Origin of the sequence: Minwuia thermotolerans (genome assembly GCF_002924445.1) — a bacterium.
In the GTDB taxonomy this organism is placed as follows: Bacteria; Pseudomonadota; Alphaproteobacteria; order Minwuiales; family Minwuiaceae; genus Minwuia; species Minwuia thermotolerans.
The window spans coordinates 1-14,941 of the sequence record NZ_PIGG01000048.1; the positions used below are offsets into that span (position 1 = coordinate 1).

At 65.0% G+C, this 14,941-nt stretch carries 12 protein-coding genes; 3 read left to right on the forward strand and 9 right to left on the reverse strand.

The annotated features are described in order from the left end of the window. The first annotated feature begins 29 nt into the window (after nt 1-29). Nucleotides 30-491: a pseudoazurin gene (locus CWC60_RS15420; protein ID WP_109792444.1), complete on the forward strand. Its 462-nt coding sequence runs from the start codon at nt 30-32 to the stop codon at nt 489-491. Nucleotides 492-583: 92 nt separating this feature from the next. Next, nucleotides 584-1,177 (forward strand): NnrU family protein, encoded by a 594-nt coding sequence (locus CWC60_RS15425; protein WP_109794833.1) that lies wholly within the window; start codon nt 584-586, stop codon nt 1,175-1,177. On the opposite strand, the gene CWC60_RS15430 is transcribed toward CWC60_RS15425, so the two are convergent. The 5 genes from CWC60_RS15430 to CWC60_RS15450 all read right to left on the reverse strand — a co-directional run bounded on the left by CWC60_RS15430 (nt 1,134) and on the right by CWC60_RS15450 (nt 8,643). Beyond that, nucleotides 1,134-2,114, reverse strand: a complete 981-nt coding sequence (locus CWC60_RS15430; RefSeq protein WP_164516576.1) for a dienelactone hydrolase family protein — start codon at nt 2,112-2,114, stop codon at nt 1,134-1,136. The genes CWC60_RS15425 and CWC60_RS15430 overlap by 44 nt on opposite strands. Beyond that, nucleotides 2,107-4,383 carry a penicillin acylase family protein gene (locus CWC60_RS15435; protein WP_109796418.1) on the reverse strand — a complete coding sequence of 759 codons (2,277 nt, stop codon included), beginning with the start codon at nt 4,381-4,383 and terminating at the stop codon, nt 2,107-2,109. The genes CWC60_RS15430 and CWC60_RS15435 overlap by 8 nt, the downstream gene beginning before the upstream one ends. Then, nucleotides 4,380-4,991: an inner membrane-spanning protein YciB gene (locus tag CWC60_RS15440; protein ID WP_109794836.1), complete on the reverse strand. Its 612-nt coding sequence runs from the start codon at nt 4,989-4,991 to the stop codon at nt 4,380-4,382. The genes CWC60_RS15435 and CWC60_RS15440 overlap by 4 nt, the downstream gene beginning before the upstream one ends. Before the next feature lie 287 nt (nt 4,992-5,278). Beyond that, a complete protein-coding gene (locus CWC60_RS15445) occupies nt 5,279-6,175 on the reverse strand; it encodes a phytanoyl-CoA dioxygenase family protein (RefSeq protein WP_164516577.1) in 897 nt (298 codons plus the stop codon). A 308-nt stretch (nt 6,176-6,483) separates the two neighbouring features. Further along, entirely contained in the window at nt 6,484-8,643 is a 2,160-nt protein-coding gene (locus CWC60_RS15450) for a hybrid sensor histidine kinase/response regulator (protein ID WP_109794838.1), read from the reverse strand. Nucleotides 8,644-9,053: 410 nt separating this feature from the next. On the opposite strand from CWC60_RS15450, the gene CWC60_RS15455 reads away from it, so the two are divergent. Then, a complete protein-coding gene (locus CWC60_RS15455; RefSeq protein WP_164516578.1) occupies nt 9,054-9,440 on the forward strand; it encodes a response regulator in 387 nt (128 codons plus the stop codon). Between the two features lie 15 nt (nt 9,441-9,455). Here CWC60_RS15455 and CWC60_RS15460 read toward each other — a convergent pair whose 3' ends face one another. Genes CWC60_RS15460 through kaiC form a run of 4 tightly spaced genes read right to left on the reverse strand, consistent with a single transcriptional unit; the run spans nt 9,456 to nt 14,920 of the window. Further along, on the reverse strand, nt 9,456-9,845 hold the full coding sequence (locus tag CWC60_RS15460) for a response regulator (protein WP_109794840.1): 390 nt from the start codon (nt 9,843-9,845) through the stop codon (nt 9,456-9,458). A 37-nt stretch (nt 9,846-9,882) separates the two neighbouring features. Beyond that, nucleotides 9,883-12,897: an ATP-binding protein gene (locus CWC60_RS15465; RefSeq protein WP_125182802.1), complete on the reverse strand. Its 3,015-nt coding sequence runs from the start codon at nt 12,895-12,897 to the stop codon at nt 9,883-9,885. Continuing rightward, on the reverse strand, nt 12,894-13,226 hold the full coding sequence (locus tag CWC60_RS15470; RefSeq protein ID WP_109794842.1) for a thioredoxin domain-containing protein: 333 nt from the start codon (nt 13,224-13,226) through the stop codon (nt 12,894-12,896). Before CWC60_RS15470 ends, CWC60_RS15465 begins: the two co-directional genes overlap by 4 nt. Beyond that, on the reverse strand, nt 13,223-14,920 hold the full coding sequence (gene kaiC / locus CWC60_RS15475; RefSeq protein WP_109794843.1) for a circadian clock protein KaiC: 1,698 nt from the start codon (nt 14,918-14,920) through the stop codon (nt 13,223-13,225). Before kaiC ends, CWC60_RS15470 begins: the two co-directional genes overlap by 4 nt. Nucleotides 14,921-14,941: the final 21 nt, after the last annotated feature.

The following is a 14,941-nucleotide window of genomic DNA, read 5'->3' on the forward strand; positions in this document are numbered from 1 at the left end:
CGAAGACAATTGACGAAAGGAACCCCGAGATGAAACGCACCCTGATCGCCGCCGCCATGCTGGGCGGTCTCCTCGCCGCCGCCGTACAGCCCGCCGCGGCCGCCGACTTCGAGGTCAAGATGCTGAACCGCGGCGCGGACGGCATGATGGTCTTCGAGCCCGCCTATCTGGAGGTCCAGCCAGGCGATACCGTGACCTTCCTGCCCACCGACAAGGGCCACAACGCGGAAACCATCAGGTCCATGCTTCCCGCCAATGCCGAGGCTTTCAAGGGCCGGATGAACAAGCCGGTCACCGTGACCTTCACCGAGGAGGGTGTCTACGGCTACAAGTGCCTGCCCCACTACGGCATGGGCATGGTCGGCGTTGTCGTGGTCGGCGACGCCACGGCGAACCTGGACGCCATCCGCGAGGCGAAGCATCCGGGCCGGGCGGACAAGCGCATGTCCGCCCTGCTGCAGCAAATGGACGACCGGCTGGCCGCGCGCTGAACCGGATGCCATGACGCGAAGAGGGCCGGGGGCGGCGACGCCCGCCGGCCCCGGTGCGTTGAGGAAATGTCAGGACAGAGGAAGGCGGAGCGATGACGAACCTGGCGGCCGCGCTGGCGCTGCTGTTCCTGACCCATGCGGCGCCGTCCCTGCCGGCGCTGCGCGAACGGCTGCTGGCGCGGCTGGGCGTCAGGGCCTTCCGCATCGCCTACAGCCTCGTCTCGCTCGCTGCGGTCGCCTGGGTGATCCAGGCCTATGCCGGGGCCGCTGACAGCCCCTGGGTCTGGTCGCCGCCGCTCTGGGCCCGCTGGGCGGCGGTGCTGGCAATGCCGCTGGCGCTCTGGCTCGTCGCGGTGCGGTTGATGCGGCCGCCGGGCAAGGGCGCGGCTTGGCTCTATCGTCTTGTTCCGGCCCCGGCCAGCGCCGGCATCCTGCTCTGGGCGCTGCTCCACCTCGCGAATGTCGGGCAGGCGCGGGCGCTGCTGCTGTTCGCCGTCTTCGCTGCAATCGCACTCTTCGCGCTGGTCAAGAACATGCTCACCGCAGCGCCGGTCGCCGGGAGCGCCCCGGACCGCGTCGGCTATCGGCCGGCAGCGGCGGCGCTGGCCGTCTGGGCGGCCTTGCTGGCGCTGCATCCACTGGTCATCGGCCCTGACCCGCTCGCCTGGCTTGCCCTGCCCGGCTGATCGGCCCCCGGCGCAGGCCGTCCAGGAAATCGAGAACCTCCGCGTTCGACCGCCGTGTCACCTCCCTGTTCTTCTGGATGGTATAGCCCCGCGAACTGACATGGGTCGCCAGGAACAGGAGCCGGCTCAGGGGTCCGTCGATCTTCCGTCCCGATTCTTCCACGCGCAGTTCGCCGTCGGGCTGCAGTTCCACGTGGCAATGGCGCAGGTGGAAGCCGAAACGCCGCGGTTCCACGTCGTCGCCGTCCCACTGGTGGTAGCAGTCGAAAACCTTCAGCCGCACATCGGATCCGCCGCGGCGCAGATCCTCGGCGATCTTCTGCGTGCGCTCGACCGAAACGTTCCGGTCCCGCTCGCCGATCATGATCAGCACCGGCGCGCCGGTGGTCTCGGGTTCCTTCATGCGCACGACGCTGCAACTGTAATAGGCGATGTGGGCGGCGAAGCCCCCGCCCTCGGGTTGGTACAGGTCCCTGATCGGCTCGAAGGCGGCCACCTGGGAAACCATGCCGCCATAGGAGTAGCCCTTGATGGCCACCCGCTCGCCGTCGATTTCCGGACGGCTGCCCAGATAGGCCAGCGCACCAAATGCGTCGGCGAGGACCATCGCCGTCGTGAGCCTGAGCGCCTTCCATGTCTCCGGTCCGCGGATATTCCGGGAGGCGTAGCTGTCCAGCACCAGGGTCGCGTGGCCGTGCTCGGCCAGCCAGCGGCCATAGGCCATCTCCCTGTTTCGCATCGGCCCGCCCAGACCCTGGGCGATGACGACGCCCGGCCAGCCGCCGGGCGGCGCCTCGCCCGCCGGAAGATAGAGCGTGCCCTGCGCCTCGATTGGCCGGTCCCGCGCGCCTTCGGCCATGTCCCGGGGCATGTAGGGGTTCCAGCTCCGGAAGCTGACCGTATGGCCGTCTTGCGCTTTCTGACGGGCCTCAGCCATGGCGATGCTCCCCATATCCGGCGCCGGCCGGCGACAGCGTGACCACATGGCGGAACTCGCGGGCTACCGAGGAGCGCGACATTGGTACGCGGACATAGCGTCCTTCCCGCCAGAGCGTGTACTGGTCGTTGAAGCTGTCGGAACCGAGCCAGCCGTCCTGGCCGCCCAGCAGGCAGAAGTCGTTGGCGTCCGGGTCGGACAGGTCGGAGACATGGCGCGCCACCTGGCCCAGTCCGACGCGGTGCGTGTCCCGCGCCACGCCGTGAGCGGTCTTCATCAATGTCTCGTTGCCGCCGCCGATGGCGTCGTCGCTGAAGCGGTAGCTCCTGCCGATGACCGGCACCCGGGCGAACGGATGCTCCAGGCGCATGCGGTGGATCGCGCCCCATGTCCGATGACGCCTGAAATCGGACTGTGCGTCCCGCGCGGCCCTTGTGGCCGCCTTCTCGAGGCGCCGGCGGGGCAGTTCCTCGAGATCGCGCGCCAGTTGGGCGGTCAGGTCCCATGCCGCAAGGTAGAGCGCCAGTTCATAGGCGGCATGAAGGTGGCGCAGCAGGTGATGGACCATCAGCTCATAGGCCAGGGCGCCGCGCGAGCCGGCTTCGTGCCGGCCGTTCCACGTGGCCAGCGCTCCTACGACGTCGGGCGTGTCGGCTGCCTGGTTGTCGAGCACCTCGAGCATGCCCCGGCGGATCCGCTCCGAGGACGGCATGGCGACGTCGCGCTGCAGCGCCTTCAGGTCATCCGGCCCGCCTTCGCTCAAGCCGTCGAGCAGCCGGTTCATCCGGTCCACCCGATCGTTCGAGGAGAAGAAGAAGCCCACCGGCACGTCCGAAGGCGGCGGCCGGTTGTTGGCGGAGGCGACATAGCCGCGCTCGGGCGCGAACTCCGCCGGGAAGTCGCTGCCGACGACGATTTCGCTCCAGTGGTCGAGGAACTCGCGCTTGCGGACGATGTCGGCCGGCGGACCCGCGCCGCGGCGCGGCAGGTGTGCTGCGATCGCCTTGCCCACCCGGCCCCGGACGTCGGCGTAGACCATGGTCTGTGCGGGCGCCGCGAAGCCGTCAAGGGCGCCGCGGAACTCGTCCCAGTTGCGGGCGCGCTGGACGCCCAGCATGGCGCTGATCTCGTCGTTCGGATCGTGGCCGATCCAGCGCATGGCCAGCGGCCGGTTCTTCGGCAGCCCGAGCATGGGCGCGTCGGAGATGATCGGTCCGTAGGCGCATTCCCGGATCGTGACCCGGCCTTCGCCGCCCCAGCGCACGGGGATGGTTTCCTCGCGCGTTGCGATTTCCCCGTCCGGCAGATCGGTGACATCGAACAGGTCGCTGCTGGCCGCATGCAGGCTGGTGCCCCCCCAGGCGATGTGTTCGTTGCGGCCCAGCGCCATCACGGGAACGCCGGGGATCATCAGGCCGACGGCGTGAATGCCGGGCGCGCGCATGCCGGCGATCAGCCACAGATTGGGCAGCATGACGCCCAGATGCGGATCGCTGGCGATCATCGCTGCGCCGCTTTTCGTACGTTCGCCGGCCACGGCGAGGGAGTTGCTGCCGCTCCGGCCGAAGGCGGCCAGGAAGTCTTCGGTTCCGGGGCTGCGGCCATCCCCGGCATAGGACGGCACCGGGGAGCCGCCTTCCGCGATCAGCCTTTGCCAGGCCGCCGGCCAGTTCTCTCGGTCGCTGTGCGGCAACAGCCGGCGCAGGACCTTCCAGGAGAAGTCGCTCGCAGCCACCCGCCCGATGGCGACAAGGTCGGCCAGGGTCCAGGGCTCGGGTGCGGCGCCCAGAAGGCGGAACTCCTCCGGATGCTCGTCCGCCGATTCGATGACCGCGTTGACGCCGTCGCGGAAGCCGGCAAGCCATTCCCGCGTTTCCTCCGGCAGGCCCTGCCGGATTTCCTCGACGGCGCGGGAGAAGCCGACGATGCGCAGGCTGCGGTCGACGTCGAGCGCCACCGGACCCAGCAGCCCGGCCATGCGGCCGCGCGCCAGCCGGCGCATGATTTCCATCTGGAACAGCCGGAGATGGCCGTGAACGACGCCCAGGCCCACGGCGAGGTCGCGCTCCCCGGCGGCCTCCACGAAGGGCACCTGATGGTCGTTCCAGCGGATCTCGACCCCGGTCTCCAGCGGCAGGCCCTGGCGCGGCAGCGCCGCCAGACGGTCCTCCAGGCTCCAGCGCCGCCGGCGGGGTTCGCGGGCGCGGAAGACCGTGTAGCGCGCGGTCAGCATTGCCGCGCCTTTCCACGAGCGCGCCGTGGTGATCATGCCGCCTCCCGCTTCTGCCGGCGCGCCGCTTCGGCGGCCCGCCGCTCGCGGCGGAACATGGGCCACAGGCTGGCTGCGAACAGCGCGTCCAGCGGCAGCACGCAGAAGACCTTGAAGTAGACCCAGATCTCGGTGCTGAAGGAGCGCCGGACGACCTCGTTGAGCAGGGCGAGGCAGATCAGGAAGCCGCCGGCACGGAACGCCAGCTTGCGCCAGGCCTCGTCGCGCATGGTCAGTTCGTCGCCGAAGGCGCGCTTCAGGAAGTTGACGCCGACCAGCGGCCCGCCCAGCACCATGGCGCCGAACAGGGCATTGCCGACGGTGGGCTGGATCTTGATGAACATGGCCTCGCCCAGCCACAGCGTGAGGCCGCCGAAGGCAAGCACCATGACCAGCCCCAGCAGGGGGAAGGTCGGCAGGGTGCGTTTCGCCGAATATGTGCAGGCGACCGAGACGATCATTGCGATCATGAACACTGCCGTGCCGACGAAGATGTCGCCGAACATGAAGCCGACGAAGAATGCCAGCAGCGGTCCGGCTTCCAGGGCCAGCTTGCCCAGGAGCTTCGACGTCCTGTTCAGCGGAATTTCGGCTGCCATCTCGCTCATCGGCCGATCCTTCGGGGACACGCCGACGAGCGGCGGGCCGTGGAGGCGGCGGGCCGCGACGGAACCGGCAGGCGGGGCGGGATTCGCCCTCCGCCGGCAGAGTTGAATTTCAGATGCTCGGGCACTTTGCGCGCTCGTTTTTTGCTTCTTCTTGTGTGCAGGACGTGGTGAGCGCGCCGGCCGTATGGAACCGCGTCGATTTGCCCGGGGCGTGGAAACGCCTGTGGCGCATCCGGTGGAAACCGGGATTGGCCATGCCGCCGCCGCGGCCTCACGCCCCCGGGGGTTCAGTCCAGACCGTCGTCGGGCGTGTCGCCGAGGTACAGGGGCTTGATGGCGCGGCTGCGGGCCGTGATCGCTGCGCCGCCGGTGCGGTCCATGTCGCGCGGCAGTGCGGGGTCGGCGAGAGTGAGCGGATGGCCCGTCTCGACGAAGCCCAGATAGGGGCCGCCGAAGTCGTAACCGATCAGCTTCAGCACCTCGTGGGGGATATCCTTCGCCTTGTCCGGCGGGATCGAGAGGTACTGGTTCTCCTCCTGGCGCAGCCAGCCGAGATTGTAGTGAAGCCCCATGCCGCGGCGGTTGCCGTTCGACCGGTTGGCGCCGCTGCCGTGGATGAGATTGCTGGTGTAGAGCAGCACCGAACCGGCCGGCATCTCCGCATTGACCGCCTCGTCGGCTGTGGGTTGACGGTCATGGGCCCAGCGGTGGCTGCCGGGCACCAGCCGGGTGCCGCCATTCCCGGCGGTGAAGTCGTTGCACGCCCACATGGTGGCCAGCGTCATGGGGATGGAAGGCAGGCGCACGGGATAGATCCCGCCGTCGCGGTGCAGCTCCTGGGCCGTCTCGCCGGGCTGCAGATCCACCAGCAGGGTGACATGGAGGTGATAGCGCGCGCAGTGGGGCAGCAGAACGCGGTCGCAGACGCCCATGATCGTGGGATGGACGGCGAGCTCCCGGCAGGCCGCGGACTTGGCGATCAGATTGTTGATGCGTTTGGTCCTGTGGCCGGCAAAGTCGGTCCGGCCAAGCTGCACCGCGTCGACATGGGGGTCGAAATCGGCGTTGAGACGCGACACGGTCTCCGCATCGGCCAGTTCGCGCACGATGGCGTAGCCGTGCTCGTCAAGGGCTTCGGCGACGGCCTCGGGGCTTGCGTCGCGGTCGAATTCTGGCCTGGGCATCCGCTGTTGGCTCCTCTGCCGGGTCTGAGGGCCATTCCAGCGGCGCGGCCGTTTCGATGCAAGATGCCTCGTCGGCGGGGCGGCGACGGCCGCGCCCGGCACTCTCGCAAACCACCGACCCATCAGCTATCAAACGGAAGAACTCTCGTTCTGAACGAGGGAGCCAAGGGGCTCAGACCAGGTGCACCTCACTATCCTGCTCCAGGCCCCGGGCGTGGACGCGCTGAGGCCTCAGAGGGGCACGGGGCCCGGCACAAGCCGAGCAATGGGCTCAACCTCGAAATCAGCTTGCCGTCGAACTGTCGATGTCATGCATCGCGGTCAAGGGTCGACCGGACCATCCGCGCCAGATCTTCACGCTGAAAGGGCTTCTGCAGCAGCCGCATGCCCGGCTCCACCCACCCCTCATTCAGCATGGAGGCCTCCGTATAGCCGGAGGTGAAAAGCACGGGCAGCCGGGGCCGGATGCGTTGCGCGGCATCTGCCAGCTGTCGCCCGCTCATGCCGCCCGACATGACGATGTCGGTGAAGAGCAGATCGATATCCTCGTTCTGCTCGAGCAACGCCAGCGCCTCCTGCCCGTTTGCAGCCTCCATCACCCGGTATCCCAGCAGGGAGAGTTGCAGCACCACGAAATCCCGGACCATCGCATCGTCCTCGGCCAGCAGCACCAGCTCGCCTCTGCCTTCCATCGCGGGAGCAGCCGGCGGTTCCTCCCGGGGCCGTGTCGGCGTCTCGGCGCGCGGCAGGTAGAGCCGGATCGTCGTACCCCTGCCGACTTCGGAATCGACGTCGAGATGACCCCCGGTCTGCTTGATGAATCCGAAGACCATGCTGAGTCCGAGACCGCTGCCGCGGTCGGATTCCTTGGTGGTGAAGAATGGCTCGAACGCGTGGCGCACCACCTCCTCGGGCATGCCGGTTCCGGTGTCCGAAACCGCGATGCTGACATATGGACCTGGCGTCACGTCGGCCTGCCGCTGCGCCGCATCCGCATCCGCATCCGCATCCAGACGGGTGTTGGTCATTTCGATCCGCAGCAGGCCGCCCTCGGGCATTGCGTCCCGCGCATTCAGGCAGAGATTGAGGATTGAGTTCTGGAGCTGACTGGCGTCCACGTAAGCATCATCGATGCTGCGCTCATGGGAGATGGCAATTTCGATGTGCTCGCCCAGGGTCCGCTGCAGAAGCAGCCGCATTCCCTCGATCAGTGCCGCGACATCCGTTGCCGCGGGCGCCAGCACCTGACGCCGGGAATAGGCGAGCAGATTATGCGTGAGCTCGGCGCCGAGGTTCGCCGCCTTCAGGATTGTGTCTACCAAGGACCTCGAGTCTTCATCGCGCCCGTCAAGCCGCTGCTCGAGTAGCCCGGCGTTCCCGATCACGACGGTCAGAAGATTGTTGAAGTCATGCGCGACACCGCCCGTGAGCTGTCCAATGGCTTCGAACTTCTGCGCCTTTCGCAACTGGCGTTCGGTTTCGCGCTGCTCGGACACGTCGGCGAGAATGGTACAGACTGCGGGCGACCCTCCCCAGTCGAGAACGGTGACCCGGTTCTCGAGTTCGATGATGGAACCGTCCCGTGTCTTACCCTTGAGGTCGTAGGCCTTCGGCGGGTCACCGCCCCTCATGCGTTGGCGGTTGAACTGCACGATACGGTCCCGCTCCTCCTCGGCGAAAAGCGCCAGGCAGTCGGGCAGGCCAAGAATCTCGTCAGCGCTGGAATAGCCGAGCGTTCTCGCCAGGGCCTCATTCGCAAGAATCGGGGTGAAATCGCGGTGAACGAGGATGCCGACCGGGGCTGCGGCAATCACCTTCTCGAAACGCGAACGCAGCTCTTCGATGTGCGCCTTCGCCTGCCGATGCTCGGTGATGTCGCGGGCGACGCCGACCACGCGATAAACCTCTCCGCTTTCGTTGCGGACGGGAAATCCACGATCCTCGATCCAGCGGATCGCGCCATCGGGCCTGACGATCCGGTACTCGGCCACGTTGCTTTGCCGTTGCCGTTCCCGGATCTTTCTTCGGGTATAGGCGCGATCATCGGGATGAACGGTTTCCATCCATGATCCGGGATCGCTGAACATCGCGTCACTGGAGCGGCCCCAGATCGTTTCATACGCCGGTGAGACGTAGTGGATACCACGATCGCGCGGGTCGCCGATCCACAGGACCTCCCCCACATTGTCGGCAATCAGTTCGAAACGTTCCCGGCTTTTCTCCAGAGCGGCGTTGACGGAAATGATTTGCGCCATGCCGCGGCGGATGAAGAATCGGCAGATCAGGCCCAGACCGAGCGCCGTGATCAGGACGAATCCCATTCCCTTGACGCTCTGGATGCCCGGTCGCCAGTCGCTGCTGAATCCATGTTCGACGAGCCAATCCGACCCGAGAATGTAGAGGAATCCGGCGGCGGCGTAGACCGCGGCGACACGCAGCGCTGTCCCGCCTGCCGCGCCGAATCTCAAATCGCTGGCAGGGCTGTAGTGCTCGTTGGTGCCTATCGTGAGGTCTCCATGATCCGATCAGGCTGCCTCCAACCAAGCAGTGTGGAAGTCCTCACAGTAGGGCGAAGCCAGTACCCAAAGAACAACTGGAGCGTTAGTCTGCCATGTCGGCATCCTGCGGATAAACCCGGGAAAGTCGAACAGGTTTCCGATTGGGCCATGGCCCCTCCGTAGGACGAATGACCGCGGTAGGCCGAAAGTCAGGGCAAACAGTTCCAGTTCTACGGAGACGCTGAATCTGGGCGGATTGCCATTGGCTCATCCTGCACGCGCACCACATCACGCGCTAGAGATTTGTTTAGGTGTGTTCCGCAATGGTGTGCCGCGAGCGTGTCTCCGCAGATCATTCAAGGGCAGGAATCAGCATAATCATGAAGATACTTGTCGTCGACGACGACCGCCTGATCCGGGACATGTTCACCAACAGCCTGGAAACTCAGGGCCATGAAGTGACCGTGGCCACCGACGGAGACGATGCGCTGCGCTTGCTCGGAGAGATGAAGCCGGATGTCGTGCTTTGCGACATCATCATGCCGAATCGTGAAGGTATCGAAACGATAGCCGAGATTTCACGTACCGAGCCGGGTCTCCCGGTCATCGCCATCACCGGCGGCGGCAAGCTCGGCCCGGCTCCACTGCTTGAGGCGGCGAGAAGGGCCGGCGCTTCCGCGGCCCTCAAGAAGCCTTTTGGAACGAAGGTTCTTCTCAACACGATCCATCAGGTCATGTCCGGAAAGGAAGCAGGCCCGGGCGAATGACCGCGCCGGACCCGGTCAGCATGACTCCCCGCCGCGCCGCTCGGCCAATATCCGACCGATCAGGGTGACGAGCACGCTCGGGGGAAACGGCTTCTTCAAGGTCGCGGCCGCCCCGAACTTCCGGGCCACGTCCAGCAGCGAGAGCGCATCGAGCCTCCCGCCTCCGGAAATCGCAATGATCGGCAGGGTTGGATAGGCCTTCCGCACCGCCATGATGGTTTCCACCCCTTCCTGCGTCGGCATGATGAGGTCGGTGACCACAAGATCCGTGCGTGCGCGCGAAAGCTCCTGCATCGCCTGTTTTCCATTCTCCGCTGTCGCAACGGCGTAGCCCGCCCCATCGAGCGCTTCTCTCAGGGTGCCCAGGACCAGCGGATCGTCATCGACGAGAAGAATTCGTTTCATTCCCGGTTACCTTTGTCGAGATAGCGAACCATGGACATCAATCCGAGAGGACCGTCTTCAGCATTGCGACAAGCTGGCTGCGGCTGAAGGGCTTGCGCAGCAGCGGAATCGACGGGTCGTGCTCATGAAGCCGCTCGATCATGCTCGGATCGGTGTAGCCGGACATGAGTATGATACCGCTACCTGGCCGGTTGCGGCGAATTTCGCTGGCGAGCCCATAGCCCGACATGCTGCCGGGCATGATCACGTCACTCAGGAGCAGATCCAGCTCCGGCAATCCCGCCAGAGATTCCAGCGCGTCGGCCGCGCTTGACGCTTCATGAACCGTCAGACCCATATCTTCGAGCAGCAATCTCAGGTAGTTCCGCACCCGGTCTTCATCCTCGACAACCAGGATGGTTCCTTCGAATTGATCGTCGAGATCAGCGGCGCCACCGTTGTTTCCGACAGCCTCCGATCCGGTGGCGACAGGAAGATCGATCATGACTCGTGTGCCCTGGCCCGGCTTCGATTCCAGCGAGGCCGTTCCGCCGGACTGGATCGCGAAGCCATGCACCATGCTCAGACCCAGACCAGTGCCCTGACCGACCGGTTTGGTCGTGGAGAACGGTTCGAAGGCCTTGTCGGCTACGGCAGGGGGCATGCCTTCGCCGTCATCGGTTACCGAAAGGCGCACGAAAGCGACGGGGGCGCCGCCATTGTCCAGGTCCTCGCAGCGGAGGATGATCGTGCCGCCATTGGGCAGCGCATCCCGGGCGTTCAGGATCAGGTTCATCAGCGCGGTATGCAATTGCGCTTCATCGGCGAGGATCTGGCGGCATGAATCCGGCGTTTCGACCCTGAGCTCTATATCCTCACGGAGCGTGCGTTCGAGAAGCCGGGCGGCATCCTGGAGTACCTTCTGAGGCTCGACCGCCTGAGGCGAGAGCAATTGCCGCCGGGAGAAGGAAAGGAGCCCGTCCGTCAGCGCTGCGCCGCGACCAGCGGCTTCGCGGATCGCAGCCAGCATGCGGCCTTCCCTTGTCTCCGGCCCGATCCGGTCCGAAAGCATTTCCGCGTTGCCGGCAACGACCATCAGCAGATTGTTGAAATCGTGCGCAATACCGCCCGTCAGCTGCCCCAGCGCCTCCATCCTGCTGGCTTCGCGCAGCTGCTTCTCCAGTTCCCGGCGGGATGTGATGTCCAGGTGGCTCACCAGCGCGCCGCTATGCCCGTCCAGGTTGACCGGCGATACCGTGGCGAAGAACCAGCGCATCTCCTTTTCATCCCCACAGGGATACTCCATCTGGAACCGGTCGGTCTGACCCGACATCACGTCCAGAATGCCTTCCTGCATCTGCTGCGCCTCGACGACGCCTTCGGCCGCGGCCCGGGTGCATATGTCGATGTAATTCGCCCCGACACCACCTTCCGGCATCTGGAGGTCCCGGGCGTCGCCCTCCGAAATCCATGACCTGTTGACGAACAGGATGTCGCCGCGATGGTCGAGAACAGCGAGCATGCTGGGTACGCTGTCGAGAACCGCGCTGCGCAGATTGGACTGGATGCGACGCTCGTAGTAGCTGGCGATCAGGTGGCCGATAGCCTCGACGAACATCCTGTCGTCGTCGGAGAAGGCCGCCGGGTTCGTGCTGTAGACTGAAAGTGCACCGGAAAAGCCGCCCGAGGCGGTCAGCATGGGTACTGCAACTCCCGACCGTGCGCCCAGTTCGACCAGACGGTGGTGTGGCCGGAATCTTTTCTCGGTCCCGTAATCGTGGCTGATGATGGTATCGCGCGAATGGAGAGCGAAGCCCAAATGCGAGTCCGTCCCTCCAACAAATACGTATTCCTCGCGCGCATGCTCAGGCCAGCCATCCCGCGCTACGATCATCATCTGGGATCCCGAACTGACCTGGCGCGCGATGCTCGCGAAATCGCAGTCGGTTCCCTTTCGCAACGCTCGGGCAGCCCGGTCGAGGAAGTCCTGCGAATCTTCCGCTTCGGCCGAATACTGGCTGAGTCCGGCCATAATCTGCTGCTTGACTGCTCGATCCCGGGCGCGGTTCCGGGCTCTTTCGGCAGATCGCCGCAGCGCTGCTTCCCGGTCATGACTGCGAATCATGAACCACGCGGCGGCGGCGACAAGGAGAACCAAGAGAATTGCCGACCCGATATGACCGACCAGATTCTCTCGCCACGGTGCAAGAATTCTGTCGCGATCGACAGCGATCGCCGTCACCAGCTCGTGCCTGGGGCTCACATGATAGCCGACGATACGTATCTCGCCGTCGCTCTGAGGCGGTGAAGTATATGAACCTGTAGACGCCGAGGAGATGTGTTCGGTGAACAATGGCCGGTCGGCCAGGGATCCTCCTACAATATCGGTCGAAGGCGAGCGGGCGAGCACGGTCCCGTCGGTGCGTGCGAGAAGCATGACCGAGCCGGAACCGATCTCCAGGGCCGAGTGTGTTCCGGTCAGGGCAGACGTCTTCAGCGCCACGACCGCAGCATAGACCACCTGTCCGGATCGATTGCGGAACGCTCGGACCACGGGTATCACAAGGTTGCCGGAGGCTCCCGCGGCCACGGGCGTTTCGATATGCTTCCCGAGGTCATTTCCTTCGATCAGCGCCTTGACGCGGCGTTGATCGAGGAAACCTGACTCCTTCGATAAATCGCGGTGTCCGGAGGCAACGACGGTTTCATCGCGGTTCAGGACCACCACGCTCTGGAATTCCGGGAAACGGGAGCGGAAACCGCGCAGCAGGCGGCCGATGTGCGCCCTGGCCCCAGCATCCAGGGTGTCTGTCTCGTTCAGATGATCTTCCAGAGATAAGAAGAGAAGATCGATACTGTCGAAAACCTGCTTGTGGGTGCTGGCCAGATTGACGACGAGGTTTTCGACGTCGCGTTCGGCGTCCTCGGTAAGACGCATGTGGTCCCGATACACGTCGATGGCCGTCTCGCCAACCACGAGGATGGCGACCAGAAACGAGACAATCAGGACGCGGCGGCGGAACCGGCTTTCGCGCACAGGGGGGGAGGAGTCGCTGCCGGGCGCTTCGGTCACCGTGTCCGCCACCTATCCAGCAAGCGACGAATGTGCTCGATATCATCCAGGGTGCCGACGACGCGCAGGCTTGACCCACCGGTTCCAATCACGAGCATCGGGGTCGCCATCACGCCATCGGTGTAGGCGCTCTGCGGATTTTCGAGCACATCCACGAACTGGAGGAGGTCGAGGTCGACGCCAGTTGCTTCGAGGGCGGCCTCGAGATTTCTTCTCGCCCTCAATGTCGTCGAACTGCCTTCGATCCCGTAAAGGAGAAGCTGCCGGGGACGCTCGGCTTGACCGTCGCCGCCAATGTCCGGACGCTGAGTTGACGCCTCGATGCTCATCGACTCTCGGACTCCGGGTCTGAGCGCCGCGAAAGACTGATTCGACGTCGGCGCTCCGACCGCATCCGTTGACGCTCATCCTCCGCTTCTTCCAGTTCTTCGATCGTCTGGTCGCGGAGCTCGACCTGACCCTTCAGGCGATCCAGCTCGGCAGCCATCGCCTTCCGTTCTTCCAGAAGGGTCTTGCGGCGCCGGTCGAAATCGCGTTCTGCAATCCGCTCGTCGCGCTCCATCTCGAACTCGCGTTCCTTGCGAGCCGTTCCCATCAGGACCTCGCCGCCCAGCGCATAGACATCCACCAGATCGATACCCTGGTCGGAGATGACAAGCTCACGAACCTGATGGGAATGCGAGGTGCCCCGGGATTTGACGATCGAGATGGCGCGGTTCCGCTCGCCGGCGTTGACCGCAAATGTCAGGTGAAGCCAGGTATCGGCAATGGTCGAGACATTCGACGCCGTATCGATATAGCTGCCCGGCTGCGCCTCCTTTTCGGTAAGCGAGGTCATCAGCAGCGTGATGCCCTCTCTCTTTGCATGGTCCATCAAGCGCTGGCCGGGCGTGATGGCGTGAACCTGCCCCGGCGCCTTGTGGATCGCGGACAGCGGATCGATCACCATGCAATCAGGTTGGAGCCGATCCATCTCCGCCATGATGTTGACGATGTGATCCTCGATACCCGCCGCTCCCGATCGTAGCGACAGGAAGCGGAGCAATCCTTCATCGACCTGCGATTGAAGCTCGAGCCCGATGGATGCGGCGTTTCGCACGATCTGTTCGCCGGCCTCGTCGAATGAGACCAGAAGCGATTTGCCGCCTCTGCGGCAGGTGGCTTCCAGAAAGCTTACGGCAAGCGATGTCTTGGCCGTCCCGGGCACGCCGCTTACCAGGATGGCGGATCCCCTGAGATAGCCGCCGCCCAGAAACTGGTCGAGACGCGCCACGCCACTGCTGACGCGTTCGGTCGAAACCTTGTGGCGGACTTCTGCGGAACCGGGATCGGCGATCGTGATGCCCCGGGGTCCGATGATGAACGGCAGAAGACTTGAGCTGCTGGTGCTGCCGCGAAGCTTGGTCACGCAGATCGTTCGGACCGCCACCTGGTCGACATGCCGCCGGCGCAGTTCGATACAGGCATCCGAAAAATAGTTCAGAAAGGAACTCCTCGAGGATACCGAGGCGCCGGTCTCCTCAATCTTTCCGGTGAGTACGCAGGTCATTCCGCGTTCGCGAACCCATTGCTTCAACCGGTAAAGTTCGCGTCTGGCGGCCTGTTCATCATCCAGGAGATCGAGCAGGACGTCGATCGAGTCGAAGGCCACCCGCGTTGCGCCCATGGCGTCTGCCCTGGCGCCGAGCGCCGCCAGCAGACCCTGAAGGTCGAAACGGCCTTCGATTGCGACATCGGGCCCAAGCCCGCCTTCGATGATGTCGAACCGGCCATCCGCCCGAAGTGCTGCAATATCCCAGTCGAGAGCTGCGGCGTCCGCTGCAATCTCCTCGGCCGTTTCCTCGAAACAGACCAGAATCCCCGGCTCGTCATCACGCTCGGCGCCATGAAGCAGGAATTGCAATGACAGGATGGTCTTGCCCGAACCCGGCTCCCCATCGATCAAGGTGATGCGGCCGCGAGGAAATCCGCCGCCGGCCATGTCATCCAGAATTGTGGAGCCCGTCGGCGCCTTGTTGGCCATTCGTATCCGTCCCGGGAAGAA